The following is a 25,494-nucleotide window of genomic DNA, read 5'->3' as shown; positions in this document are numbered from 1 at the left end:
GTGGTCAGCGGATCGTCAGGCCCTGGTCGCGCAGCCAGACGTCCAGCTCCACCACCGGGATCAGCATGTGGGCGGTGCCCGCGTGGGTCATCGTCCGCGAGTCGCTCCCGGCCAGCTCGCGCAGCGCCACCGGGTCGAGCAGGTCCCGCAGCGGGGACGCCGAGTCGTCGAGCAACGCCCGCGCGGCGTCGCGGACGGCGACGTCGTGCTCGGGGTCGTGCATCGCCGGGTACGCGCTCTTCGGCCGGTAGAGCACCGGGTCCGGCAGCAGGTCCTGCACCGCCATGCGCAGCAGGCTCTTCTCCCGGCCGTCGGCGACCTTCATCTCCCACGGCACGTTCCAGACGTACTCGAGGAGCCGGTGGTCGCAGAACGGCACCCGCACCTCCAGGCTGACCGCCATGCTCATCCGGTCCTTGCGGTCCAGCAGCATCAGCAACGGCCCGTGCAGGCTGTAGAACAGCACCTCGCGCATGCGGGCGTTCAGGCCGTCCTCGCCGGGCAGGCGGGGCACCTGGGCACGCAGGGTCGCGTAGCGGTCCGCGGTCTGCGCGTCCGGGCGGAGGGCCGCGCGGGCGTCCGCGGTGAGGTACTCCGTCAGCTGCGGCGCGTCGCCGAGCCACGGGAACTTCTCGCGCCAGACCGTGTCCGAGTCGTGGAACCACGGGTAGCCGCCGAAGACCTCGTCGGCCGCCTCGCCGGACAGCGCGACGGTGGACCGCTCGCGCAGCGCGGCGAACATCAGGTACATCGACGTGTCGAACTGGCCGATGCTCGGCAGGTCGCGGGCGCGGCGGGCGGCCGGGATCGCCTCGGCGACGTCACGGGCCTTCAGCACGACCTCGACGTGCTCGGAGCCGATGTGCTCGGCGACCATCGCCGCGTACGGCGCGTCCCGTTCGGGGCGCAGCTGCGTGGAGCGGAAGTGCTCCTCCTCGCCGTCGAACCGGACCGAGTAGGTGAGCAACGGGCCCTCGCCGGACCGCTTGAGGCTGCGGGCCGCCAGCGCCGCGATCGCACTGGAGTCCAGCCCGCCGGAGAGCATCGACGCGCGCGGCACGTCGGCGATCAGCTGGCGCTCGACGATGTCCTCGAGCAGCTCCCGCACGGTGCTCACGGTCGTGCCGAGGTCGTCGGGGTGCTCGTGGCTGACCAGCCGCCAGTACGGGGACTCGTGGCAGCCGCGCCGGTCGATCCGGACGACGTGACCGGGCTTGACCTCGCGCATGCCGTCGATCGCCGTCTCGCCCGGCAGCGCGAACCGCGGGTTGAACAGGATCGGCAACGCGGCCAGCGAAACGCCCGCGCTGAACGCCGGGTTCGCCAGGATGCCCTTGGGCTCGGACGCGAACAGCACCCCGCCGGGCGTGGGCGCGTAGTAGAGCGGCTTGATGCCGAGCCGGTCGCGGGCGAGCAGCAGCTCCTCGCGGTCGGCGTCCCAGACAGCGAACGCGAACATCCCGTTGAACCGCTCGACGCACCCGGCGCCCCACTCCTGGTAGGCGCGCAGCACGACTTCGGTGTCCGAGCGCGTCGCGAAGTGGTGGCCCAGCCCGGTGAGCTGACCGCGCAGCTCGCGGAAGTTGTAGACCTCGCCCGAGTAGACCAGCACCACCGGCGCGTCCCGGCGACCGGACTCGGCGGTCATCGGCTGGGCGCCGCCCGCCACGTCGATCACGGCCAGCCGCCGGTGCCCGAGCCCGGTGTGCGGGCCCAGCCACGTGCCGCGGTCGTCCGGCCCGCGCAGGGCCATGGTGTCGGTCATCGTGTCGAGCACGTCCTGCTCACCGCGGAGGTCCCGGGTGAAGTCCAGCCAGCCGACAATGCCACACATCAGGTGGTCCCCTTCCTGGTCAAGGTGCCCCAGCGACCTGGGGAACGGCCTTTTCGAACCCGCGGACGTCCCCCGCGAAGACCCCGTCGGCCCGCGGATGAGCCACGACGACGTCGGTGAAGCCCAGTTCGCCGCACCGGCCCACCAGGTCGGCGAGCCGCCCCGGCGAGCTGTACGGGTCGGTGACGACCCGGCTCAGGTTGACCAGCCGGCGCAGCTGTCCGGCCGGGCGGCCGGTTTCCCGGCAGGCACGGTCCAGCAGCGCGGACTGCCGCCGCAGCGTGCCGAACGCGCGTTCCTCGTCCTCGGCGCCGGGCGCGGCGGGCTCGCCGATGGTCACCCAGTAGTCGCCGAGCTCGGCGGCCAGGCGCATCCCCCGCGGCCCGCTCGCCGCGACGGCCAGCGGCACCCGCGGCCGCTGCACGCAGCCCGGCACCATCCGGACATCGGTCGCGGTGAAGTGCCGGCCGGCGAAGGACGTCTTCGGCTGCCGCAGCAACCGGTCGAGCAGGGTGACGAACTCCTCGAACCGCGCGGTCCGGTCCGCCCGCGTCGGCGCTTCGCCGCCGAGGGCGGTGTCGTCGGGGCCCGCGGCGCCCGCGCCGACGCCGAGCACGAACCGGCCCTCGCTCAGGTGGTCCAGCGCCATCGCCTGCTTCGCGGTGAGCACGGGGTGGCGGAAGTTCGGCGTCGTCACGAGCACGCCGAGCGTGAGGTCGCTCGTGCAGCACGCCGCGCCGGCCAGCGTGGTCATCGCGTCGAACCACGGCCGGTCGGCCAGCGACCGCCACGAAAGGTGGTCGAGGGTCCAGGCGTGCCGGAACCCGAGGTCCGCCACCCGGCGCCAGACGCCGTCCGCCGACCGGCCCGGGTGTTCCGGCAGCACCAGGGTGCCGAGCCGGACGGTCATCTCACGCCTCGGCCAGCAGGCAGGCCCGCCCGGCGCCGGGCCCGCCGATCGCCAGCGCCTGGTCGCCGGCCTCGGCGAACCGGACGTAGACGCCGGCCGACTGCCCGCCGAGGCAGAACGGGCTGACGACCGACTCGGCCGTGATCCGCTTGACTTCGCCGTCCTCGGTCACCAGGTCCATCGGGAACGTGTCGGCGTGGACCCGTTCCTGCACGATGTAGTAGCCGGTGCGGACGGCCTCGTCGACCAGCTCCGCCCACCGCTGCGGGGAGGTCGTCCAGCCGAAGAACACCTCCTGGCAGCTCCACCCGGTGGCGCCCTTGAGCACGAACGACTCCTGGTGCTCGAGCAGCAGCCGGGGCAGGTCGTGCCGCTGCTCGCGCCAGCGGACCTTGCGGTCGCCCACCACGCGGCTCCACGGCACGTACCGCTGCACCAGCTCGGTTTCGCGGGGCGTCATCCACGGCTGGCCCTCGGACAGCAGCGCGAGGGTCTTCTTCGAGTGCAGGAACCACGCGCTCTGCGACGGGATCAGGACCAGGCCCGCCTCCTGCGCCACGCGGGCGGGTTCGAGGGAGTAGCCGATCTCGGCCGCGTCCTGCGGGGTGAACGCCGCGATCCCCAGCGGCCAGCGGAGCTTCTCGGGGAGGCCGACGCCGGCGACCAGGTCGTCGAAGTCGAGGTGGATGGCCGGGACGCCGTGCCCGCGCAGCGCGTCGACCTGCACGTCGAACATCCGCGTGCCGACGTCGGGACCCCAGTCGCGGGGCGTGCCGACGATGACCGCCGACGGCGGCTGTCCCAGCTCCGCGCTGGTGGTCTCGATCAGCCGGGCCTGCCGCGAGTAGGGGTCGGCCGCGACGAAGGCCGGCCGTCCGGCCTGCTCGCACATCCGCGCCCAGGCCTTCTGGTAGAGCATGAAGTGCACCATGCCGCCGAAGGCGCCGCTGACGTTGAACTCGACGAACTTCGGGCCGTCCGGGCCGATGACGACGTCGGCGCGGGTCATGTCGGCGCTGTGCCGCAGCTCGAAGTCCTCGTCGAGGGTGAACAGCGGGCAGTCGGCGGGGTCGATCCCGAGCGCGTCGATCCGGCCGGACCGGTCGCCGGCCAGCCCGACGACCGTCCGGCGCAGCAGGGAAAGCAGCTCGGCGGTCGCCGAAAGCAGCTCCCGGTACGACTGCTGCGGCACGACCACCGGGTGCAGCGCGAGCGGGAAGCCGCAGCGCGGCATGCCGCGGAACTCGTGGTTGAGCGTGTCGACGATCTGCTCGGGGGCCAGGCCGATCTCCGGCGGGGCCGTGCGGTCGCCGAACCAGGACTGAGCCGTCATGAGGTCTTCTCCCGTTCTCGCTCGCGGTCACGCAGGGCCCAGCGGCCGGCGAAGAGGGTGCCGAACCCGCCGAGGAGGTAGACGCCGGCCAGCACGAACCAGCCGGCCACGCTCCACTCGACCAGCAGCAGGGTCATGATCCCGGGCGCGAGCATCATGGCCGCGGCCTGCCCGGTGCCGAACACACCCTGGTACTCGCCGTGCGCGCCCTCCGGCGTCAGCCCGACCGAGAGGCCGAACCCGCTGCCCACGAAGAGGAGCTCGCCGACGAGGTAGACCATGGTGGCCACGATCAGGACGCCGACGACCAGCAGGCCGGTGCCGTTGTGGCTGAGGGCGAAGACCAGGCAGGACGCCGCGAGGGCGACCCCGGACCACATCCCGAGGCGCGTGGCGGCGGAAACCGTTGCGCCCCAACGGCTGAAGCGGTTCTGGAACAGCACGGTGCCGCCCGCGGAGATGCCGACCACCACCGCCCAGATCCACAGGGGAGCGTGGGTGTGGGCCGAGATCCACAGCGGGATGCCCGGGTCGACCATGCCCCAGTTGAGGGCGAGCACGCCGTTGAGCCCGGTGATGACGAGGAACGGCCGGTCGCGCAGCACGAGCGTGCGGCGCTTGACCTTGCGGTCGGCCAGCGACGTCACGTGCGGCAGCCGGAAGGCCAGCAGCAGCGCGCAGCAGACGTGCAGCGCGCCGTAGATCCCGAGCAGCGTGACGTAGCCGGCCCGGGTGTCCAGCGACAGCACAAAACCACCGACGAGCGCGCCGACGACGGTCCCGACCTGCATCACGACGCGGGCCGTGGAGATGCTGGCGAGCCGGTCCTCACCGGTGGTCAGCCCGGAGATGGCGGCGATCCGGATGCCCGGCGCCGACCGTTCGCCCGCGGTGACCAGGCAGGTGGCGAGCAGGATCAGCCAGAAGTCGTGGAGGAAGGTGTAGGAGAAGATGGCCGCGCCCTGCACGACCCCGATCCCGACGAGGACCTCCCGCGCCCCGACCCGGTCCGAGAGGTAGCCGAGCGGCCCGCCGACGACCATGCCGACGATGCCCGCGGCGGTGACCCCGAACCCGAACTGCGCGGGGGTGAGGCCGACCGAGCGGATGAAGAACATGGCCCAGCAGGTGAACCACGCGCCCCGCCCGAGGGAGAGCACGAGCCCGGCGAGGTAGATGGGACTGACCGGGCCACGCCACCAGTCGGCGGTGGTCCACGGCGGACGGCGCGAGCCGGGTTTTCGCGTGCTGACCTGCTGTTCCGCCGTGTCGGTGTCCACGCCACCCCCTCCGCCGAGCATTCCTTGCCCTCGACCTTCCCAGCGGGGCGGGCCGGGGGTCACCTCCATGCGTGCGGTGCCGCGCAGCACTCCGGACGTGCCCCCACAAAACCGACAGACAACCCCGTGACCACAAGGTCGACACCCGTGATCAGAAGGTCAACACGCGTGATCAGAGGGTCGACACGCGTGATGGGGAGGTCGACACGCGTGATCAGAGGGTCGACACGGCGTTGAGGGGCCCGCGGCGCCGTGTCGACCCTTCAATCACGCGAGTTGACCCTTCAATCACGCGTGTCGACCTCTCGATCACGCGAGTTGACCCCTCAATCACGCGTCAGCCGGCGGCTTCCTTTGCCGCTGCCAACGACTCTGCGGCTTTCAGCGTGTCCGGGTGGGACTCCCCCAGCACGATCTCGCAGCCCTCCACCGCGTAGCCGTACGCGACCACCGCCTCGGCCCACTCTTCCCGGCGCGCGTGCACGCGGGCCACCGTCGTCTGGGCGGACAGCAGCTCCGGATGTCCCGGCGGCCGCGGCGCCGACGCCAGCACCGCCCGCGCGTAGTGGTCCGCGTCCGCGAGACGGTCCGTCTCGGCCAGCGCCCGGGCCAGCAGCAGCCGCGCCTCCCACGTCAGCCGGTCGTCCGGTCCGGGGAACACCAGACGCGCCGCCAGCAGCTCCTCGGCCGTCGACGGCGCCTCGGCGAACGAGCCCGCCAGCAGCAGCCCGTAAGCCAGCCGGGCCCGCACCGCGCCCGGCTCGACCTCGGGCTCATCCAGCAGTCCCCGCATCGCCGTGATCATCGGGCCGGGCGCGCCCAGCTCGGCCTGGATCGCCCAGCGGACGAACGGCGCCCGCGGGTCGGCGGACCCGCGCACGGTCTGCTCGGCCTCGTCGAAGCGGCCCAGCTGGACCAGCACGTCCGCCGCCTCGATGAGGAACTCCGGGCCGAGCGCGCGGTAGGCGTCGAGCGCCGCCGCGTACCGGCCGGCGCGGACCAGGGCTGCCGCGATTCCCGCGCCGCAGTGGAGCACCGCGTCGTGGGACGCGCCCTTGACGTACGCGTACGCGGCCCGCACCGACGCGAACACCGTCAGGGCCTCGTCGACCCGGCCGGTTTCCGAGCAGCGCACCGCGATCAGGTACCACGACGCCAGTGTGTGGTGATGACGTGCGCCGAGCACCCGGGTCTGGTCGGCGGCCAGCGCGCGCAGCCACGCCTCGGCGCCCGGGTCGCGCAGGTCGGCGAGGCGGTCCGCGATCTGCCGGCGCAGCTCGAGCGCCGCCAGGCTGTCGTGCCGGCGGCGTCGCTCCAGCTTTCCGGTCAGCCGGGCGATTTCGCCGCGCAGCCGGTCCGGCTCGACCATCAGTCGGTGAGCGTCGCCAGCAGGGTGTGCGCCTCGGCCCGCAGCGCGTCGGACGGCTCCGCGATCCCGATCAGCCGCACCACGCCGTCCGCGCCCTCGCGCACGTGGGCCTCGACGTCCAGCGCCGGGTCGTCCCGGCGGATCACCGCGATGCTCTCCACCAGCCCGAACACCAGGTCGGTCCGGATCGCCACCGCGTCCGGCGCGACACCCGCCGCAGCGACCAGCCTGCCGTACGCCCCCTTCAGCTCCGCGCGCTCGGCGCGGAAGCGGGCGAGGTTGGGCGAGGACACCTCGGGCAGCAGGTACAACGCGCCCAGGTTGTGGCGGGCCCCGCCGAGCAGGCGGATGTCCGCGTAGGCCAGCGCCCAGAGCCGGACCTCGACGGCGGCGGCACCGGCGACGAGCCGGGCGGCCAGGGCCAGCGACGGGCGGACCGTCTCGGCCAGCAGCGCCGCGAGGATGTCCTCCTTGGCCGGGAAGTGGTAGTAGAGCGACGCCTGGCGCAGGCCCGCGCGTTCGGCGATCGCCCGGGTGGTGGTCGCCGCGTACCCGGCTCCGGTGAACAGCTCCCCCGCCGCGTCGAGCACGGCTTGGCGCGCGTCCGGCCGGTTCGCCGCCGCTCCGCTCGCTCGGGGTCTCCCGACCCCCGCCCCTTTGACCACGCCGGTGATCTTGCCAGGTCCACGGCCCCGACACCCGCACCGAGGTGCGTTACCCATCCGGCCGGAAGCGGGCCGGCCCCCGGAGCGGCCCGCAACCGTCGCCGAAAGTCATCCGGCCGTAGCTGTAGCCGGATGGGTAACGAACGGCAGAGCACGCCCGGATGGCGCTGCCGATGCTCGCGTTCACGCGCCCGAAACCCGGCCGGAACGTGCGGGCCCCCTCGATCCGCTAATTTCTATCAGATGACAGAAACGTGGTCCACGGAGCGGGACGCACCCCCGTGATCCACATTCCACCCGGTCAGCGCTACCGCCGGGCCCCGTTCTTCCCGATAGAGTCCGGCGGCGGCGCGCTCGTCCCGCCCTCGAACCCCCGACCCCAGAGAGGACGACCATGAGCACCACCGCGACGACCCACGGAGCGCGCGACCACGCCCGCGCCCAGGCCGGCACCGTGGTCGACACGATGCCGTCGATCCCCGCGAGCACGTGGTCGTCACCGCCGGCCGGGGTGGCACCCGAGGCGCTGACCTGGGCCGAGACCGTGGCCGGCGGCGGGTACACGCACAAGGTGCTGGCCCGCGGCACCCGGCTGCGGCTGATCGACGTCGACGGCGACGCCTGCGCGCACCTGCTGCTGTTCAACGCCGACCAGCCGTGGGAGCGGCTGAACGTCGCCGACACGGTGAAGGTGCAGTGGAACGCCTACCTGGGTTCGCAGGTGGCGCTGCTGTCGGACCAGGGCCGGGTGCTCGCCACGATCGTCGAAGACGAGAGCGGCCACCACGACGCGCTGTGCGGGACGTCCACTGTGGACGGTAACACCGAGCGGTACGGCGACGGCGCCCCGCAGGGCCCCTCCCCCGCCGGGCTGCCGCTGTTCACGCTGGCCGCGGCGAAGCACGGCCTCGGCCCGCGAGACCTGCCCCCGAGCCTCTCCTTCTTCCAGGGCGTGCGGGTCGAGCCGGACGGCGGCCTGGAGTTCACCGGGAACGCCGGGGCGGGCAGCGCGGTCGACCTGCGGATCGAACTGCCGTCGATCGTGCTGGTCGCCAACGTGCCGCACCCGGTCGACCCGCGGCCGGACTACACCGTCACGAACCTCGAAGTGCTCGCCTGGCGGGACACCCCGACCACTCCGGACAGTCTGGAGTGGTCGTACACCCCGGAGACCCAGCGTGCCTTCGAGAACACCGCCGACTACCTGACCGCCCGGGGGATCGCATGAGCGCGGCGTACCAGTCCGAACTGGAGCTGACCTTCGACGTCCCGGCGCGGGCGCCGTTCTCGACGGTGTTGCGCCGGGGCCAGGAGCTGACCATCGTGGACCTCGGCGGCAACCAGGCCGTCGACTTCCTCTGCTACGACGCGAACGACACGGCCCAGCGCTACAGCGCGGCCGCGACGATCGCCGCGCAGCGCAACATCTTCCTCACCACGGGCAGTGTCCTGCGCACCCAGGCAGGCGCGCCGCTGCTGACCGTCGTCGCCGACACCTGCGGGCGCCACGACACGCTCGGCGGCGCGTGCAGCAAGGAGTCCAACAGCCTGCGCTACGGCCAGCACACCCGGTTCCAGCACGCCTGCGTCGAGAACTTCCTCCTCGAGGGCGCGAAGTGGGGGCTGGGCAAGCGTGACCTGGTCAGCAACGTCAACTGGTACATGAACGTGCCGGTCGAGGCGGACGGCACACTCGGCATCGTCGACGGGATCTCCGCGCCGGGCCTGGAAGTCCGGCTGCGCGCCGAGACCGACGTGCTCGTGCTCGTGTCGAACTGCCCGCAGATCAACAACCCCTGCAACGGCTTCGACCCGACGCCGGTGCGGATGGTCGTGACCTCCCCCGGAGGCGGCGAGTGAGACTGCTCGTCGCCAACCGCGGGGAGATCGCCGTCCGGATCCTGCGCACCGCCCGGGAGCTGGGCTGGGAAACCGTCGCGGTGTACTCCGACGTCGACCGCCTCGCCCCGCACGTGCGGCTCGCCGACCGGGCCGTCCGGCTCGGCCCGGCGCCCGCCGCGGAGAGCTACCTGCGCGCCGGCACGATCGTCCAGGCCGCGCTCGACACCAGCTGTGACGCCGTCCACCCCGGTTACGGCTTCCTGTCGGAAGACGCGGCGTTCGCGCGGGCCTGCGAAGACGCCGGGCTCGCGTTCGCCGGGCCGTCGCCCGAGCACCTGGAAGTGTTCGGCAGCAAGCACACCGCGCGCGAAGCGGCGATCGCGGCCGGTGTCCCGCTGCTCGCCGGCACCGGCCTGCTGTCCGATGTGGACGAAGCACTCACCCGCGCGGCGGAAATCGGTTACCCGGTGATGCTCAAGGCCACCGGGGGCGGCGGCGGGATCGGCATGCGCGCGTGTGACACGCCCGAGGAGCTGCGCGCCGCCTGGGAGACCGTACAGAGCATCGCCGCCAAGAGCTTCGCGAACTCCGGGGTGTTCCTCGAACGGCTCGTGCGGCACGCGCGGCACGTCGAGGTCCAGGTGTTCGGCGACGGCTTCGGCGAGGTCCTGGAGCTGGGCACCCGCGACTGCTCACTGCAGCGGCGCAACCAGAAGGTCGTCGAGGAGTGCCCGGCGCCGGACCTGCCCGAGACCGTCCGGCGGCAGCTCGTCGCCTCTGCCGTCGCGCTGTGCTCGTCGGTGCGCTACCGCTCGGCGGGCACGGTCGAGTACGTCTACGACGCCGAACGCGGCGAGGCGGCGTTCCTCGAGGTCAACACCCGGCTGCAGGTCGAGCATCCGGTGACGGAGGCGGTGTACGGCGTCGACCTGGTCGCCTGGATGCTGCGGCTGGCGCAGGGTGACCGCGCGATGTTCCGCGCGGTGCCGGTTGCGCGCGGTCACGCCGTGGAGGCGCGGGTGTACGCCGAGGACCCGAGTGCCGGCCACCGGCCGAGCGCGGGCCTCGTCACCCGCGTCACGCTGCCCGAAGGCGCCCGCGTGGACACCTGGGTCGAGCCCGGCACCACCGTCACCACGCACTACGACCCGTTGCTGGCCAAGGTGATCTGCACCGGCGCCGACCGCGCCGACGCCGTGGCGAACCTGCGGGAAGCGCTGGCCGGGACCCGGGTCGACGGCGTCCGGACCAACCTCGGGCAGCTGCGGTCCGCGGCCGCGGACCCGGCGTTCACCGCCGCGACCCACAGCACGTCCACTTTGGACACCGTCGAGGACGGCGAGCCGCGGATCGACGTCGTGCGCGGCGGGACGATGACCACGGTGCAGGACTGGCCGGGCCGCACCGGGTTCTGGCACGTCGGGGTGCCGCCGAGCGGGCCGATGGACGACCGGTCGCTGCGGCTGGGCAACCTCGCGCTGGGCAACCCCGAGGGCGCGCCCGGCCTGGAGTGCACTGTGGACGGCGTGACGCTGCGGTTCTCGCACCCCACCGAGGCGTGTGTCACCGGTGCGCCCGCCACGGTGCTCGTCGACGGCGCCGAGCATCCCCTGTGGACCCCGCTCGAGGTGCCCGCGGGCGCCACGCTCGACGTCCGGGCCTGCACGGCCGGGTTGCGCAGCTACGTGCTGGTGCGCGGCGGCGTCACCGTGCCGGAGTTCCTCGGCAGCGCGGCGACGTTCACCCTGGGCCGCTTCGGCGGGCACGGCGGCCGCGCGCTGGCGGCGGGCGACGTCCTGCACCCGGGCCCGGTTCCCGCGGACCCCGTCGTGGGCCCGGTGACCGACCGTCCGGAGTTCGCGACACAGTGGACGGTCGGCGCGCTCGAAGGACCGCACGCGGCCCCGGAGTTCTTCACCCCGGAGGACGTCGAGACGTTCTACGCCACCGACTGGCAGGTGCACTTCAACTCCGCGCGCACCGGCGTCCGGCTGGTCGGGCCGCGGCCGAAGTGGGCCCGCGCGGACGGCGGCGAGGCGGGCCTGCACCCGTCGAACATCCACGACACGCCGTACGCGATCGGCGCCGTCGACTACACCGGCGACCTGCCGATCCTGCTCGGCCCGGACGGGCCCAGCCTCGGCGGGTTCGTCTGCCCGGCGACGGTCGCCACCGGCGAGCGCTGGAAGCTCGGGCAACTGCGGCCGGGGGACACCGTGCGGTTCGTGCCGATCGGCACCGACCACGCGGCGGCCCTGCGGACGCGGCCCGCGTCGGCGGTCGAGCCGAGCCGGCCCGCCCGCGCCGACGACGGTGTCCTTTCGCGACTGTCCGCTTCGGACGTCGAGCCGTCGGTCACCTACCGCCGCAGCGGCGACGACAACCTGCTCGTCGAGTACGGCGAGATGAAGCTCGACCTGGCGCTGCGGATGCGCGTCCACGCGCTCGCCGAACGGCTGGCGGCCGAGGGTGTGCCCGGGATCGTCGACCTGACCCCGGGCATCCGCTCGCTGCAGGTCCACGTCGACCCGGACGCGCTGCCGGTCGGCAAGGCCCTCGGCCTGGTGCGGGAGCTGGAGCGGGACCTGCCGCCGACCCACGACCTCGTGGTGCCGAGCCGCAGTGTGCGGCTGCCGCTGTCGTGGGACGACCCGGCGACCCGCGAGGCGATCGAGCGGTACATGACCGGCGTGCGCGACAACGCGCCGTGGTGCCCATGGAACATCGAGTTCATCCGCCGGGTCAACGGCCTGTCCACTGTGGACGACGTCTACCGGACGGTGTTCGACGCCGAGTACCTGGTACTGGGCCTCGGCGACGTCTACCTGGGAGCGCCGGTCGCGACCCCGCTGGACCCGCGGCACCGGCTGGTGACGACGAAGTACAACCCGGCCCGGACCTGGACCGCCGAGAACTCCGTCGGCATCGGCGGCGCCTACCTCTGTATCTACGGCATGGAAGGCCCGGGCGGGTACCAGTTCGTCGGGCGGACCGTGCAGGTGTGGAACAGCTGGCGCGGCGGGAGCCGGCCGTGGCTGCTGCGGTTCTTCGACCGGATCTCCTGGTACCCGGTCTCGGCCGACGAGCTCCTCGACCTGCGGGCGCGGAGCTCGTCCGGGCTGCTCGACCTGGACGTCAGTGAAGGCACCTTCGTGCTGGCGGACTACCAGAAGTTCCTGGCGGACAACGCGGACAGCATCGCCGGGTTCCGGGCGACGCAGTCCGCGGCGTTCGAGGCCGAGCGGCGGGCCTGGGCCGCGGCGGGTGAGTTCGACCCGAAACCGGAGCCGGTCACGCGGCCGCCGAAGCGGGTCGAGGCGCCGCCGGGCGGGCACGTCGTCGAGGCGCCGTTCGCGGCGACGGTGTGGCGGGTCGACGTCACGGCGGGCGAGCGGGTCGAGGACGCGCAGTCGCTGGTCACACTCGAAGCGATGAAAACGGAGGCGCGGATCCCCGCGCCGGCGAGCGGTGAGGTGGTCGAGGTGCTCGTGTCCCCCGGTGACCAGGTCGCGCCCGGCACTCCGCTGGTGGTGCTGGCATGAGCTTGCTCGAACGGGTTAAGGCCGCCTACCGGCGGATCGAGCAGGTCGACCGGCCGGAGATCTGGATCGACCTGCGGCCGGAAGCCGACGTCCTGGCCGAAGCGGCCGCGCTGGAAGAGCGGGGGCTGCCGCTCTACGGCAAGCTCGTGGCGGTCAAGGGCAACATCGACGTCGCCGGCCTGCCGACCACCGCCGGGTGCCCGGCCTACGCGTACCGGCCGGAGGCCGACGCGCCGGTGGTCGCGCGGCTGCGGGCGGCCGGGGCGCTGGTGCTCGGCACGACCAACCTCGACCAGTTCGCGACCGGGCTGGTCGGCACGCGCAGCCCGTACGGCGCGGTGCGCAACGCCGTCGACCCGGCGTACGTCTCGGGCGGGTCCAGCTCCGGCTCGGCCGTGGCGGTCGCATTGGGCATCGCGGACCTGGCGCTGGGCACCGACACCGCGGGCTCGGGACGGGTGCCGGCGGCGTTCAACGGGATCGTCGGCCTCAAGCCGACCCCGGGCCTGCTGCCGACCGACGGCGTGGTCCCGGCCTGCCGGAGCATCGACTGCGTGACGCTGTTCGCCCGGACGGTCGAGGAAGCCGCGTTCGCGCTGACCTGCCTGGCCGAGCCCGCGCAGGTCCACACGGGACAGTTCCGGCTCGGTATCCCGGCGGACCTCGGCCCCTTGGCCGACGGCTGGGCGGAGGCGTTCGAGGCGGCCGTCGCGGACTACGCGGCCGCGGGCGCCGAAGTGACCACTGTGGACATGTCGCCTTTTCTCGACGCGGCCCGGCTGCTCTACGGAGGCGCGTTCGTCGCCGAGCGGTACACCGCGGTCGGCGAGTTCCTCGACACGCATCCCGGCGACGTCGACCCGGTGGTGCACGGCATCATCACCGCGGCCCGCGACATCCCCGCCCACCGGCTGTTCGCCGACCGGGAGACCCTGGCCGCCCTGCGGACGCAAGCGCTTGCGGTGCTGGCCGGTGTCGACGCGCTCCTGATGCCGACGACCACCGAGCACCCCACGATCGCCGCGGTGGCGGCGGACCCGGTCGCGGTGAACGCGCGGCTGGGCCGGTTCACCAACTCCACCAACCTGTTCGGCCTGTCGGCCCTGGCGGTCCCGGCGGGGACGGTCGCCGGACGCCCGTTCGGCGTCATGCTCGTCGGCGCGCCCCACGACGACCTCAAGCTGGCCGCGCTCGCGACCCTGCGCGCCGAGCGGATCCCGATCGTGGCGGTCGGCGCGCACCTGCGCGGCCAGCCGCTCAACCACGAGCTGACTTCGCGCGGCGGCCGGTTCGTGTCCGAAGTGGACACGGCGGCGACCTATCGGCTGTACGCATTGGACACTGTGCCGCCGAAGCCGGGATTGGTGCGCGTCGCGGACGGCGGTGTGTCGGTGACGGCCGAGGTGTGGGAGCTGCCGGCCAAGGGGTTCGGCGAGTTCGTCGCGCGGATCCCGGCGCCGCTGGCCATCGGCAAGGTGGAGCTGGCCGACGGCAGGCAGGTGCCCGGCTTCCTCTGCGAACCGGCGGCGACCGAGCAGGCGAAGGACATCTCCGGCTTCGGCGGCTGGCTGGGTTATCTCGGCTCGCGGTAATTCGGATGCGCGCCCGCGGATACTGAGGGCGTGAAAGTTCTCCAGTGCGGCCATCTCGCTCCGGCCGCCGGGGCGCGGGTCTGCGCCCACCTCACCACCGACAACGGCCCGGCCTGCTTCCGCGTGCTCACCGGCGTCGCGACCCACTTCGACCTGATCTGCAAAGCCTGCGTCGACGCACCCGAGCTGCTCGACGCCTGTGTCGGCTGTTTCGACCGCGCCGACGCACTGGCCCACCTCGGCTGGCGCGGCACTCCCGAGGTCCGCCTGCGGGACCGGGACCTGCCCGGTCGCTGGACGACCCGGCCGTGCCCGGTGACCCCGCTGAACGACCGCTGCCTGGTCCCCGTGCCCGAGGGCTGGCTCGCGCTCACCGACGCGGGTTTCGTCCGGGTCGACGACGAGGACCAGTGGCTCCTCGGGCCGGTCGAACAGCGGGAGGAACGCGACGTCGAACGGTACGACCGCCCGGACCGGCCCCGGGGCCCCGCGCTGCACGCCTCGGCCGACGGCCGGTTCGCGGCCGTCGTCTCGGACTACGGGCAGTACGGGACCGTCGTGGACCTGGCCGAGTGGGTCACCGTGCTCGACCTCGACCGGGACTGGAGCGACAACGAGTGGACGCGCTACCCGTTCGCCTTCCTCGACGGCGGCGAGTTCGTCGCGGCCACCGACGTCGACCGGCTCGACATCTTCGAAGCGGCCACCGGGCGCCTGCTCACCACCCACGCGACGAGTGATTCCGGCTATTTCTTCGGCGCGGTGCTGCCGAGCCCCTCCGGCCGGTCGCTGCTCGTCGACGGCTGGGCCTGGCACCCGGTGGGGATCCCGCTCGTCATCGACCGCGCGGCGTGGCTCGCGGGCGATCGGGACCCGGCCCAGCTGGCCGACCGCGGCGACGTCTGGGACGAGCCGATGGCCTGGCTGGACGAGGGAACCGTCGCGTTGCAGGGCCTCGGCGACGACCGGCCACCGATCGACGGCGTAGAACTGCGCGAGGCGGCGTCCGGCCGGCGGATCGGGCAGTTCGCCGGGCCGAAGGGCCCGATGTGGGCGCACGGCGGGCACCTCTACGTCCGGGCCGAGGCCGGGCTGGAGGTCTGGGACCCGGCCGCGGGCGCGCGGATCGGGCTGCTGCCCGGGTTCGCCCCCATCGCACACCACGACGGCACGTTCGCCGAGCTGCGTAACGATCAGCTGAGGATTTGGGTGACCGGCCTCCAACCGGGGCAGTACTGAGCTGACCGTTACCCATCCGACCACGGTCACGGCCGAACGGCCCCGCGTGAACGGTTGCGTGCCGCTCGGGGGGTCGGCCTACCTTTGGCCGGATGGGTAACGCACCGATGATTTTGGTGAGGACTCTCCCCCGGAGGCGGCCATGACCACGGCGACCCGAGCCCCGCTAGTCCACTCCTACCTCTACCTGCGGCGCGCGATCGGGCTGATCGGGCTGGCGCTGCCGGTCGTGATCGTCGTCGGCAAGCAGGTCGTGCAGGGCGGCGACCTGATCGGCTCGCTCAGCGGCTACTACTACACCGACCTGCGCGACGTCTTCGTCGGCGCGATGTGCGCCACCGGTGTTTTCCTCCTCGCCTACTACGGCCACGACTACGTCGACAACGTCGCCAGCACCGTCGCCGGGCTCGGCGCGATCGGGCTCGCGCTGTTCCCGACCACCCCGGACCACGACGCGACGCCGTGGCAGCACACCTCGGGCGTCCTGCACTACGTGTTCGCCACGGTGTTCTTCCTGAGCCTGGCCTACTTCTGCCTGCGCCTGTTCCCGCACGACGGCGAGCAGCCCCCGGGCACCGGGGTCGTCTACCGCGTGTGCGGCGTGGTGATCCTGGCCTGCCTGGTGCTGATCGCCGTCACCAACGGGCTGAGCCTGGTCCCCGGGCTGCACCCGGCGCTGTGGCTGGAGAGCGTCGCCGTGTGGGCGTTCGGCACCGCCTGGCTGGTGAAGGGGCAGACGCTCAAGCCCCGAAGGAACCCGTGAGTGTGCCGTAGCCCACTCGACGGGGCTACAGCACTGGTTACCGGCGGGTAACAAGGGCTACCCTGCGGTCAAGAACCTGTCTACTTGATGGAGCATTCGTGGCCGCACCAGCAACGCCGCTCGCGCCGAACGCGCGGGGCGTGCGCACCGTCGCCTTCGTCGAGGGGGTACGGACCCCCTTCGGCAAGGCCGGCGACAAGGGCATCTACGCCGGGACCCGCGCCGACGACCTCGTTGTCAACGCCATCCGTGAGCTGCTGCGGCGGCACCCGGAGCTGCCGCCCGAGCGCGTCGACGAGGTGGCCATCGCCGCCACCACGCAGATCGGCGACCAGGGCCTGACCATCGGCCGCACCGCCGCGCTGCTCGCCGGGCTGCCGAAGTCCGTGCCGGGCTTCGCCATCGACCGGATGTGCGCCGGCGCGATGACCGCCGTCACGACCGCCGCGTCCGGCATCGGTTTCGGCGCCTACGACGTCGCGATCGCCGGTGGGGTCGAGCACATGGGCCGCCACCCGATGGGCGAGGGCGTCGACCCGAACCCGCGGATCATCGCCGACAAGCTGGTCGACCCGACCGCGCTCGTCATGGGCCAGACCGCCGAGAACCTGCACGACCGCTTCCCCGCGATCACCAAGCAGCGCACCGACGCCTACGCCGCGCGCAGCCAGGAGCGCTACGCCGAAGCCGTCAAGACCGGCAAGATCGGCCCCGAGCTGGTCCCGGTCGCCACGCGCTCGAAGGAGCTGGGCTGGGGCCTGGCCACCGAAGACGAGCCGCCGCGCCCCGGCACCACGCTGGAGACGCTGGCCGGGCTGAAGACGCCGTTCCGCCCGCACGGCCGGATCACCGCGGGCAACGCGGCCGGCCTCAACGACGGCGCGACTGCGTCGCTGCTGGCCGACGAGGACACCGCCCGCGAGCTGGGCCTGCCCGTCGCGATGCGGCTGGTCGGCTACTCCTTCGCCGGTGTCGAGCCGGAGGTCATGGGCATCGGCCCGGTGCCGGCCACCGAGAAGCTGTTCAAGCGCACCGGCCTGTCCATCGACGACATCGGCCTGTTCGAGATCAACGAGGCCTTCGCCGTGCAGGTGCTGGCCTTCCTCGACCACTTCGGCATCGACGACGAGGACCCGCGCGTCAACCAGTGGGGCGGCGCGATCGCGTGCGGCCACCCGCTGGCCTCCTCCGGCGTCCGGCTGATGACGCAGCTGGCGCGCCAGTTCGCCGAGCGGCCCGACGTCCGGTACGGCATGACGACGATGTGCATCGGCATCGGCATGGGCGGCACCGTGATCTGGGAGAACCCGGCGTTCGAGGGGGCGAAGTAATGACTTTCACCGCTGAAGAAGCGAAGGCCGCGTTCCCGGACGAGGTCGTCACTGTTGCGACGACCCGGCTCGTGAAGGTGCCCGGGCTCGAGAAGCCCGTCGCGCTGATCACGCTCGACAACGGCCACGACCACACCCGGCCGAACACCTTCGGCCCGCAGGGGCTCGTCTCCCTGAACACCGCGCTGGACAAGGCGTTCGAGGCCGAGCCGGCCGCGATCGCCGTCACCGGCAAGCCGTTCATCTTCGCCGTCGGCGCGGACCTCTCGGGTGTCGAGTCCGTGAGCGACCCGAAGCTGGCGCGCGAGATCGCCCAGACCGGGCACGACGTCTTCCGCCGCCTCACCGAGACGAAGATCCCGACGTTCGGGTTCATCAACGGCGCGGTCATGGGCGGCGGCCTCGAGCTCGCGCTGTCCTGCCACTACCGGACGCTCTCGGAGAACACCGCCGCGATCGCGTTCCCCGAGGTCTTCCTCGGCCTGTTCCCGGGCTGGGGCGGCACGCAGCTGCTGCCGAACCTCATCGGGCCGGACGCCGCCGTCACGGTGATCATCGAGAACGCCTTGGCGCAGAACAAGATGCTCAACGTCAAGAAGACGGCGGAGCTCGGCATCGTCGACGCCGTCTTCGGCTCGGCGGACTACCTCGAGCAGTCGCTGCTGTGGCTGGCCAAGGTCGTCAACGGCGAGATCACCCCGGAACGCCGGACGATCAACCGCGACTCCGAGTGGGACGCCGCGATCGCGCGGGCCAAGTCCCTTGTGGACGGTCGCACGCACGGCGCCTCGCCGGGCGCGACCAAGGCCGTGGAGCTGCTCGATCTGGCCCGCGAGAACGACCTGGACCGCGGGTACGCGGCCGAGACCGACGGCCTGGCCGAGCTGCTCATGTCCGATGTCCTGCGCGCCGGGCTGTACTCGTTCAACCTGGTCAACAAGCGCGCCAAGCGCCCGGCCGGCGCGCCGGACAAGAACCTGGCGCGCAAGGTGAACAAGGTCGGCATCGTCGGCGCCGGCCTGATGGCCAGCCAGCTCGCGCTGCTGTTCGTGCGCCGTCTCAAGGTGCCGGTCGTGCTGACCGACGTCGACCAGGCGCGCGTCGACAAGGGTGTCGGGTACGTCCACGACGAGATCGACAAGCTCCTGGCCAAGAAGCGCGTCTCCCCGGACGGCGCCAACCGGCTCAAGGCACTCGTCTCCGGCTCGCTCGACAAGGCCGCGTTCTCCGACGCCGACTTCGTCATCGAGGCCGTGTTCGAGGAGCTGGGCGTCAAGCAGCAGGTGTTCGCCGAGCTGGAGCAGCACGTCTCCCCCGAGGCGATCCTCGCGACGAACACGTCGTCGCTGTCGATCACCGCGATGGCGTCGAAGCTGCAGCACCCCGAGCGCGTGGTCGGCTTCCACTTCTTCAACCCGGTGGCTGTGCTGCCGCTGCTGGAGATCGTGCGCGGCGAGAAGACCGACGACGCGTCGCTCGCGACGGCGTTCTCGGTCGGCAAGCAGCTGAAGAAGTCCAGCGTGCTGGTGAAGGACGCGTCGGCGTTCGTCGTCAACCGGCTCCTGCTGCGCTTCCTCGGCGAAGTGCTGGTCACCGTCGACGAGGGCACGCCGTTCGACGTCGCGGACTCCGCGCTCGAGCCGCTCGGCCTGCCGATGACCCCGCTGACGCTGATGCAGCTCGTCGGCCCGGCCATCGCGCTGCACGTCGGCGAGACGCTGCACGAGGCGTTCCCGGACCGGTTCACCGTGTCCGACAACCTCGCGAAGTTCGTCAAGGCGGGCAAAAAGGGCGTCTGGATCTGGGACGCCCAGGGCACCCAGTCCGCCGACCCCGAGGTCGTCGAACTCTGGACCCAGGGCGACAAGCCGTCCACTTCGGAGCAGGTCCGCGAGCGCGCGCTCGCGGCCATCGCCGAGGAGATCCGGATCATGCTCGACGAGGGTGTGGTCGCGGAGGCGCAGGACATCGACCTGTGCCTGATCCTGGGTGCGGGCTGGCCGTTCTGGAACGGCGGCATCACGCCGTACCTGGACCGTTCCGGTGTGTCCGAGCGCGTGAACGGCAAGCCGTTCCTCGCCCCGGGCGTGGCTTCGGTCCCGGCTTCCTAGTACTCGCCCTCACGAGGGCACTTCGGCGGCGGCGCAGTGACTTTCAGCTGCGCCGCCGTCGCGTCCGTGTCGATGACCGTCACGTGCTCGGCGTTCGCGAACCGGGTGTGCAGCTCCTGCGCCCACGCCTTGAGGTCCGTGCCGGGCACGGCGACCACCTGCGCCGACGCCGGCAGCGCGTCGGGCCGGGTCAGCTGCAGCAGCTCGGTCTGGTCCTTGAAGATCCGCTTGAACCGCTCGTAGGACTCGGCCTTGGTCTCGACGAAGACCCGCCGCGCCTTCGGGTCGTCGTGGAACTGCACCGAAGCCAGGCGCATCTCCTGGTCGGTCCGGAAGGCGACGACGACCGCCGCGCAGAGCTGGTGGTCCGCCAGCGGCACCGGGGTCGTGTCCACCGGCAGGTCGGGCGGGCGGACCAGGGCCGCGACGAAGAACGCGAGGCCCACCCCGGCGGCCAGGGCCAGGGCGACGACCGGGACCACGATCCGGACCAGCGACTTCGGGTGCTCTGCCACGTCGAAGATCACAGCACACACGGCCGTCGTTGGCCGCCGGGACACCGGTCGTTCACCGGCACGGCTTAGCGTCCCGCCCGTGACCACCGACAGACGCCGGTTCCTCAAGGGCGCCGGCCTCGCGGCCGCCGCCGCGGGCCTCCCCCTCCCCGCTCCCGGAAACCTCGACCTGGACCGGCTGTGCGGCCGCTACCAGTGGCTGGTCGGCGACCACCACACGCACAGCCAGTACTCCTACGACGCGATGTACCGGATCGACCAGATCGCGCGCGGCGGCCGGGCGCACGGCGCCGACTGGATCGTCTTCACCGACCACGGTCACGCCGAGCACGAGAAGGTGTCGGTCGAGCCGACCGAAGCCGACTTCCTCGCCGCCCGGCGGAAGTACCCGGACCTGCTGCTGTGGCACGGCATGGAGTGGAACGTCCCGGGCGCCGAGCACGCGACGCTGTTCTTCCAGGCCGGCGCGCGGCAGGCGGCGAAGCTGCGCGAGTTCGAGCGCACCTTCGACTGGCGGCTGACGAACTCCGAGGCGTCGAGCCCGGCGAACGAGACCCTCGCCCTGCGCGCGCTGCGGTGGCTGGCCGACGAGGAACGCGCGAAGCGGATCCACGCGCCGGTCGTGCTGGTCAACCACCCGCTGCGCAACGGCCGGATCGCCCCGCACGAGCTGCGTGCCTACCGCGACGCGGCGCCGGACATCGTGATCGGCATGGAAGGCGCGCCCGGCGCGCAGGCCGACGGCTTCCCGAAGCCGGACGGCAACGGCGGCGCGCGCGGCGGTTACGTCAACAACCCGGGCCCGAACTCGTGGCCCGGTTACCCCGCCGAGGCGTACCGGACGCACGGCGGCTGGGACTGGGCGGCGGCGAAGGTCGGCGGCCTGTGGGACTCGATGCTCGCCGAGGGCAAGCCGTGGTGGATCACCACGAACTCGGACTCGCACTACAACCGCGGCGACACGCTGGTCCGGCCGTCGGTCCCGGACGACTGGTACGACACGACGGGCAAGTTCCCCGACCCGGTCGACACCGGCGTCCCGCAGCTGCTGGCGCCCTACGCCGACTTCTACCCGGGCGAGTTCAGCCGCAACCACGTCGGAGTCACGCGACGCAGCCTCGAAGGGGTGCTGGAAGGCCTCCGGGCCGGGCGGATCTGGCTGTCCCACGGCGGTCTGGTGCAGGACCTGGCGGTCGGCGTGTCCGGCGGCGGTGACTCGGCGACGCTGGGTGGACGGTTGCGGGTGCGGCGCGGTTCCGACGTCACGCTGGTGGTTTCGGCGCGGCTCGCGGCCCGGCCCAACGGCGGCGGCTCGGTGCCGCGGCTGGCCCGGCTGGACGTCATCGCGGGCCCGGTGACCGGCCGCGTCACCGACCCCGAAACGATGACCGCGCCCGGCACGCGGGTGGTGGAGTCGTTCGAACCGCGCTGGGCGCCGGGACGGCAGGTGGTCTTCCACCACACGTTCCGGAACGTGCGCGAGCCGTTCTACACGCGGGTCCGCGGCACGGACGGCCGCGAGGGCGCGTTCGAGCCGACGCCGGACGTCATTGGGCAGGCGAACCCGTTCGAAGACCTGTGGCTGTACGCGAACCCGATCTTCGTGGACGTGCGTTAGCGCACCGGCAGGTGGACGGTCACCCCGAGACCGCCGCCCACGATCGGCTCCGCCGTCACGGTGCCGCCGTGGGCCTGGACCGCCGCGCGGACGATCGACAGCCCCAGCCCGGCGCCGTGGCGGGCCGTGCGGGCCGTGCCCGCGCGGCGGAACGGCTCGAACAGCTCCGCCACGCCCGCCGGGTCGACCAGCCCGCCCGAGGACCGGACCCGCAGCATCGACCACTGCGGGCCGGCCTGGGTCGTGACGTCCAGCCAGCCGCCTTCGACGTTGTGGCGCACCGCGTTCTCGAGCAGGTTGCCCGCGATCCGTTCCAGCAGCGCGGGATCACCGAACGCCGGAGCGGGCGCCACGGCGAACTTCGCCTGGATGCCGCGGTGCTCGGCCTCGGCGCGGACGGCCCGCCAGGCGCGGTCGACCACCGCCGCGAGGTCGACCGGCTCGCGCACGCCGAGGCCGGCGCCGTCGGTGCGGGCCAGCAGCAGCAGCGAGTTGACCAGCTGCCCGGCGCGCTCGGTGGCGTCCCGGACCACGCCGCCCATCCGCCGCAGCTCGGCCTCGTCGGCCTCGTCGTCGGCGAGGGTGACGTCGAGCTCGGTGCGGATCACCGACAACGGCGTCCGCAGCTCGTGGCTCGCATTCGCGACGAAGTGGCGTTGCGCGTCGAACGCGGCCTGGAGCCGGTCGAGCATGTCGTCGAACGTGCCGGCCAGCTCGGCGAGCTCGTCGCGGGAGCGGACCCCGCCGATCCGCTCCCCCATCGACTCGACCGAGAGCCGCCGCGCCGTGCCGGTGATCTCGCGCAGCGGCAGCAGCACGCGCGAGGTGAACGTCCAGGCGAGGATCGCCGCGGCCGCCACCACCAGCAGGAACGCGATCGAGCCGAACAGCAGCATCCGGTTGCGGGCGTGCACACGCAGGTGTTCGGCGAGCGTGGACGCGTCGACCTGGACGCCGTCGACGACCACCGTGCTGCCCGGCGGCATCTGCGGGACGGCGTCGAGCGAGTCCCGCACCAGCGTCCAGGCCAGCCAGAGCAGCAGCAGGCTGACGGCGGCGACCAGCACGGTCGCCAGCAGGGTGATCCGGGCGCGGAGGCTGCGGGTGCCCGGCAGGTTCACGCGCGCTGCGGCGCGCCGGGCTCCGGCACCCGGTACCCGGAGCCGACCACGGTCTCGATGATCCCCGGCTCGCCGAGCTTCTTGCGCAGCGTCATGACGGTGACCCGGACGGTCGTGGTGAACGGGTCGGCGTTCTCGTCCCACACCCGCTCGAGCAGCTCCTCGCTGCTGACCACCGAACCGGCGGCCGAGAGCAGCACCTCGAGCACGCCGAACTCCTTGCGCGTCAGCTCGACCGGCCCGCTGGCGCGGCGCACGGTGCGCTTGGCCGGGTCGAGCTCGACGTCCCCGGCCGTCAGCAGCGGCGGCGCGGCCGGCGTGGCCCGCCGGCCCAGCGCCCGCACCCGCGCGACCAGCTCGGGAAAGGCGAACGGCTTCGCGAGGTAGTCGTCGGCGCCGAGCGACAGCCCCTCGACCCGGTCGGAGACCGAGCTGCTGGCGGTCAGCATCAGCACCCGGGTCAGCTCCCCGGACGCGACGATCTCCCGGCACAGCTCGTCCCCGGACATCCCGGGCAGGTCCCGGTCCAGCAACACGACGTCGTACCGCGTGACGGCCGCCTTCTCGTGGCCGTCGTCCCCGGTGAGCGCGACGTCCACCGCCATACCTTCGCGGCGCAGGCCACGGGCGATCGCGTCGGCCAGGGGTTCTTCGTCCTCGACTACCAAAACTCGCACCGCACCACAATCCCATATTTTCCTGAGAGTGCCCTTTAAGGACTGAGGCTTGTTCTGGTCAGGCCGCCGCGACCCGCGCGGAAAGCCGCTGACCACCGCGAAGTCATGCGGCGGCCGACGGCTGAACAAGCCTCACTGTGTGCGTCCGGTCAGGCCCACCGCAGCGCGAACCACAGCCGCATCCGGACCTCCGGATCCGTCAGATCCACCGCCAGCGCCCGTTCCACCTGCGCGATCCGGTGCCGGACGCTGTTGCGGTGCACGCCCAGCTCGGCCGCCGCCGGTTCCCAGCCGCCGTGGTGGGCCAGCCACGTCCGCAGCGTGCGGACCAGCTCCCGGTCGCCCGCGCGGTCCAGCGCCACCAGCGGTTCCAGCGCCTTCGCCGCGAACTCGCGGGACGCGTCCGGGGGCACCACCGCGTCGAAGTCCAGGGCCCCGCCGCCGGCGACCACCGGGCGGCCCAGCACCCGGGCCCGCGAAAGCAGCAGCTCGACCTCCGCCAGGCCGTCGGCCAGCCGCTCGGCCTCGACCGGCGACCCCACCGCCGTCAGCCAGCCGGCCGCGCGCAGGTCCTCCAGCAGCTCGGGGGACGGTAGCGCCCCCGCGATCGCGACGAACGACGGCCCCGGGCGGACGTCCACCAGCGGCGTGTCCAGGCGGGCGCGCAGCCAGTCCGGGCGTTGCGCGACCTCGCCGGGACCGCGGCGGTGCGGCGTCCCGGCGACCAGCCGGCCGACCCCCGAGCCGAGCAGGGCCCGGGCCACCCCGCGCGCCGACGTCCGGCCGAGCAGCAGACCGGTCGCCGCCGCGCCGAGCTCGGCCGTGTCCGAGCCCGCGCGGCCGACCAGGCCGAGCAGGGCCGCGCCGACCGCGAGGATCGACCGGTCGGCGCCGTCGAACCGCCGGGCGCGGCCGACCACCACCAGGTGCGACGCCGTCGCCTGCGGATACACCGGCTGGACGACGACGAACCCGCCGTCGACCTCGGTGGTCGCGCTCCGGATCCCGCTACCCGCCCGGACGGTCGCCACCAGCTCCCGCACCTCGGGCGGCAACGGCGACGGCGCGTCGTGCGCCGAGGCCAGCACGTCCCCCGCGCCGACCAAAGCGACCCACGACCGCAGCTGGTCGGCCAGTGACGAGGTCAGCGAACCCAGCCCGCCACCGGCCGCGCGGGTCAGCGCCTCGCGCGCCGCGGTGATCCGCCGCTGCTCCCGCTGCCCCGCCTCGGTCAGCGCGACCGACACCGCCCGGTTGACCGCGAGGAACGGCGTCCGAGACGGCACCACCAGCAACGGCAGCCCGTGCCGCACACACGCCTCGCGCAGGCCGTCCGGCAGCGTCTCGAACACCGTCGGGGTGAGGCCGAACCCCAGCGCCGTCACCCCGGCGTCCCGCAGCCCGCGGACGTAGGTGTCGACCTCGGCCGGGAGGTTCACCCCGGCGGTGAGGATCAGCTCGGCGCCCACGAGGTACGGCGCGGGGTCACGCAGCTCGCTGACGTGCGCCCAGCGCACCGGCGCGTCCAGCGCGCCCGGCCGCAGGGTTTCGCGGACGACGTCCAGCGCCAGCTCCCGGTTGCCGACGACGGCCCGTAACGGGACAGTCACCTCACTGGCCGGTGGATCCAAGGTCTGGGTCATTTCATCCTCGCGAGCCTTGACAATGGGATGCATTGTCCCATCCACACCGGCCCGCGCGCGAACCTACGGTGGCCCGAACACCACCAGCACACAGCAAGAGGAGGTAAGC

19 protein-coding genes are annotated in these 25,494 nt (G+C 72.9%); 9 read left to right on the top strand and 10 right to left on the bottom strand.

Annotated elements, in window-relative coordinates; translation table 11 throughout:
* Positions 1 to 4: 4 nt before the first annotated feature.
* The 6 genes from asnB to ACZ63J_RS18875 form a co-directional block, all read right to left on the bottom strand.
* Complete coding sequence (gene asnB / locus ACZ63J_RS18900) at positions 5 to 1,834, bottom strand: asparagine synthase (glutamine-hydrolyzing) (RefSeq protein WP_465406109.1); 1,830 nt, start codon at positions 1,832 to 1,834, stop codon at positions 5 to 7.
* A 19-nt stretch (positions 1,835 to 1,853) separates the two neighbouring features.
* On the bottom strand, positions 1,854 to 2,744 hold the full coding sequence (locus ACZ63J_RS18895; protein ID WP_465406107.1) for an LLM class flavin-dependent oxidoreductase: 891 nt from the start codon (positions 2,742 to 2,744) through the stop codon (positions 1,854 to 1,856).
* A gap of 1 nt (position 2,745) precedes the next feature.
* Positions 2,746 to 4,077 carry a hypothetical protein gene (locus ACZ63J_RS18890; RefSeq protein ID WP_465406105.1) on the bottom strand — a complete coding sequence of 444 codons (1,332 nt, stop codon included), beginning with the start codon at positions 4,075 to 4,077 and terminating at the stop codon, positions 2,746 to 2,748.
* The gene (locus tag ACZ63J_RS18885) at positions 4,074 to 5,357 is read right to left on the bottom strand and encodes an MFS transporter (protein WP_465406103.1); all 1,284 of its coding nucleotides are present in this window, start codon (positions 5,355 to 5,357) and stop codon (positions 4,074 to 4,076) included. Before ACZ63J_RS18885 ends, ACZ63J_RS18890 begins: the two co-directional genes overlap by 4 nt.
* A 337-nt stretch (positions 5,358 to 5,694) precedes the next feature.
* On the bottom strand, positions 5,695 to 6,726 hold the full coding sequence (locus ACZ63J_RS18880; protein ID WP_465406101.1) for a tetratricopeptide repeat protein: 1,032 nt from the start codon (positions 6,724 to 6,726) through the stop codon (positions 5,695 to 5,697).
* A complete protein-coding gene (locus tag ACZ63J_RS18875) occupies positions 6,726 to 7,391 on the bottom strand; it encodes a TetR/AcrR family transcriptional regulator (protein WP_465406099.1) in 666 nt (221 codons plus the stop codon). The genes ACZ63J_RS18880 and ACZ63J_RS18875 overlap by 1 nt, the downstream gene beginning before the upstream one ends.
* Before the next feature lie 394 nt (positions 7,392 to 7,785).
* Here ACZ63J_RS18875 and ACZ63J_RS18870 point away from each other — a divergent pair, with 394 nt between their 5' ends.
* The 8 genes from ACZ63J_RS18870 (at position 7,786) to ACZ63J_RS18835 (ending at position 19,811) form a co-directional block, all read left to right on the top strand.
* The gene (locus ACZ63J_RS18870) at positions 7,786 to 8,619 is read left to right on the top strand and encodes an urea amidolyase associated protein UAAP1 (RefSeq protein WP_465406098.1); all 834 of its coding nucleotides are present in this window, start codon (positions 7,786 to 7,788) and stop codon (positions 8,617 to 8,619) included.
* The gene (locus ACZ63J_RS18865; RefSeq protein ID WP_465337856.1) at positions 8,616 to 9,251 is read left to right on the top strand and encodes an urea amidolyase associated protein UAAP2; all 636 of its coding nucleotides are present in this window, start codon (positions 8,616 to 8,618) and stop codon (positions 9,249 to 9,251) included. Before ACZ63J_RS18870 ends, ACZ63J_RS18865 begins: the two co-directional genes overlap by 4 nt.
* On the top strand, positions 9,248 to 12,775 hold the full coding sequence (uca, locus tag ACZ63J_RS18860; RefSeq protein ID WP_465406097.1) for an urea carboxylase: 3,528 nt from the start codon (positions 9,248 to 9,250) through the stop codon (positions 12,773 to 12,775). The genes ACZ63J_RS18865 and uca overlap by 4 nt, the downstream gene beginning before the upstream one ends.
* Positions 12,772 to 14,367: an allophanate hydrolase gene (locus ACZ63J_RS18855; protein WP_465406095.1), complete on the top strand. Its 1,596-nt coding sequence runs from the start codon at positions 12,772 to 12,774 to the stop codon at positions 14,365 to 14,367. The genes uca and ACZ63J_RS18855 overlap by 4 nt, the downstream gene beginning before the upstream one ends.
* 30 nt (positions 14,368 to 14,397) lie before the next feature.
* The gene (locus tag ACZ63J_RS18850) at positions 14,398 to 15,606 is read left to right on the top strand and encodes a hypothetical protein (protein ID WP_465406093.1); all 1,209 of its coding nucleotides are present in this window, start codon (positions 14,398 to 14,400) and stop codon (positions 15,604 to 15,606) included.
* Positions 15,607 to 15,748: 142 nt separating this feature from the next.
* Positions 15,749 to 16,369: a DUF998 domain-containing protein gene (locus tag ACZ63J_RS18845; RefSeq protein WP_465406091.1), complete on the top strand. Its 621-nt coding sequence runs from the start codon at positions 15,749 to 15,751 to the stop codon at positions 16,367 to 16,369.
* 140 nt (positions 16,370 to 16,509) lie between these two features.
* Entirely contained in the window at positions 16,510 to 17,700 is a 1,191-nt protein-coding gene (locus ACZ63J_RS18840) for a thiolase family protein (protein ID WP_465338096.1), read from the top strand.
* A complete protein-coding gene (locus ACZ63J_RS18835) occupies positions 17,700 to 19,811 on the top strand; it encodes a 3-hydroxyacyl-CoA dehydrogenase NAD-binding domain-containing protein (RefSeq protein ID WP_465406090.1) in 2,112 nt (703 codons plus the stop codon). Before ACZ63J_RS18840 ends, ACZ63J_RS18835 begins: the two co-directional genes overlap by 1 nt.
* Here the strand turns inward: ACZ63J_RS18835 and ACZ63J_RS18830 are convergent.
* On the bottom strand, positions 19,808 to 20,326 hold the full coding sequence (locus tag ACZ63J_RS18830) for a permease-like cell division protein FtsX (RefSeq protein WP_465406088.1): 519 nt from the start codon (positions 20,324 to 20,326) through the stop codon (positions 19,808 to 19,810). The two genes, ACZ63J_RS18835 and ACZ63J_RS18830, sit on opposite strands and share 4 nt — an antisense overlap.
* Positions 20,327 to 20,405: 79 nt before the next feature.
* On the opposite strand from ACZ63J_RS18830, the gene ACZ63J_RS18825 reads away from it, so the two are divergent.
* A complete protein-coding gene (locus ACZ63J_RS18825) occupies positions 20,406 to 21,944 on the top strand; it encodes a twin-arginine translocation signal domain-containing protein (protein WP_465406086.1) in 1,539 nt (512 codons plus the stop codon).
* On the opposite strand, the gene ACZ63J_RS18820 is transcribed toward ACZ63J_RS18825, so the two are convergent.
* The 3 genes from ACZ63J_RS18820 to ACZ63J_RS18810 all read right to left on the bottom strand — a co-directional run bounded on the left by ACZ63J_RS18820 (position 21,941) and on the right by ACZ63J_RS18810 (position 25,385).
* Positions 21,941 to 23,065, bottom strand: a complete 1,125-nt coding sequence (locus ACZ63J_RS18820) for a sensor histidine kinase (protein WP_465337864.1) — start codon at positions 23,063 to 23,065, stop codon at positions 21,941 to 21,943. The two genes, ACZ63J_RS18825 and ACZ63J_RS18820, sit on opposite strands and share 4 nt — an antisense overlap.
* On the bottom strand, positions 23,062 to 23,742 hold the full coding sequence (locus tag ACZ63J_RS18815) for a response regulator transcription factor (RefSeq protein ID WP_465307335.1): 681 nt from the start codon (positions 23,740 to 23,742) through the stop codon (positions 23,062 to 23,064). Before ACZ63J_RS18815 ends, ACZ63J_RS18820 begins: the two co-directional genes overlap by 4 nt.
* Positions 23,743 to 23,891: 149 nt before the next feature.
* Positions 23,892 to 25,385: a PucR family transcriptional regulator gene (locus tag ACZ63J_RS18810; RefSeq protein WP_465406084.1), complete on the bottom strand. Its 1,494-nt coding sequence runs from the start codon at positions 25,383 to 25,385 to the stop codon at positions 23,892 to 23,894.
* Between the last annotated feature and the right edge of the window lie 109 nt (positions 25,386 to 25,494).

It is taken from the genome of Amycolatopsis sp. NPDC104863 (assembly GCF_055582965.1).
Note: the sequence above shows the minus strand (reverse complement) of the source record. Positions and strands in the feature narration are given on the sequence as shown.

Coding starts and splice junctions, on each gene's coding strand:
- ACZ63J_RS18835 (WP_465406090.1), top strand. CDS start 17,700: ATGACTTTCACCGCTGAAGAAGCGAAGGCCGCGTTCCCGGACGAGGTC.
- ACZ63J_RS18865 (WP_465337856.1), top strand. CDS start 8,616: ATGAGCGCGGCGTACCAGTCCGAACTGGAGCTGACCTTCGACGTCCCG.
- asnB (WP_465406109.1), bottom strand. CDS start 1,834: ATGTGTGGCATTGTCGGCTGGCTGGACTTCACCCGGGACCTCCGCGGT.
- ACZ63J_RS18895 (WP_465406107.1), bottom strand. CDS start 2,744: ATGACCGTCCGGCTCGGCACCCTGGTGCTGCCGGAACACCCGGGCCGG.
- ACZ63J_RS18855 (WP_465406095.1), top strand. CDS start 12,772: ATGAGCTTGCTCGAACGGGTTAAGGCCGCCTACCGGCGGATCGAGCAG.
- ACZ63J_RS18810 (WP_465406084.1), bottom strand. CDS start 25,385: ATGACCCAGACCTTGGATCCACCGGCCAGTGAGGTGACTGTCCCGTTA.
- ACZ63J_RS18880 (WP_465406101.1), bottom strand. CDS start 6,726: ATGGTCGAGCCGGACCGGCTGCGCGGCGAAATCGCCCGGCTGACCGGA.
- ACZ63J_RS18845 (WP_465406091.1), top strand. CDS start 15,749: ATGACCACGGCGACCCGAGCCCCGCTAGTCCACTCCTACCTCTACCTG.
- ACZ63J_RS18870 (WP_465406098.1), top strand. CDS start 7,786: ATGAGCACCACCGCGACGACCCACGGAGCGCGCGACCACGCCCGCGCC.
- ACZ63J_RS18890 (WP_465406105.1), bottom strand. CDS start 4,077: ATGACGGCTCAGTCCTGGTTCGGCGACCGCACGGCCCCGCCGGAGATC.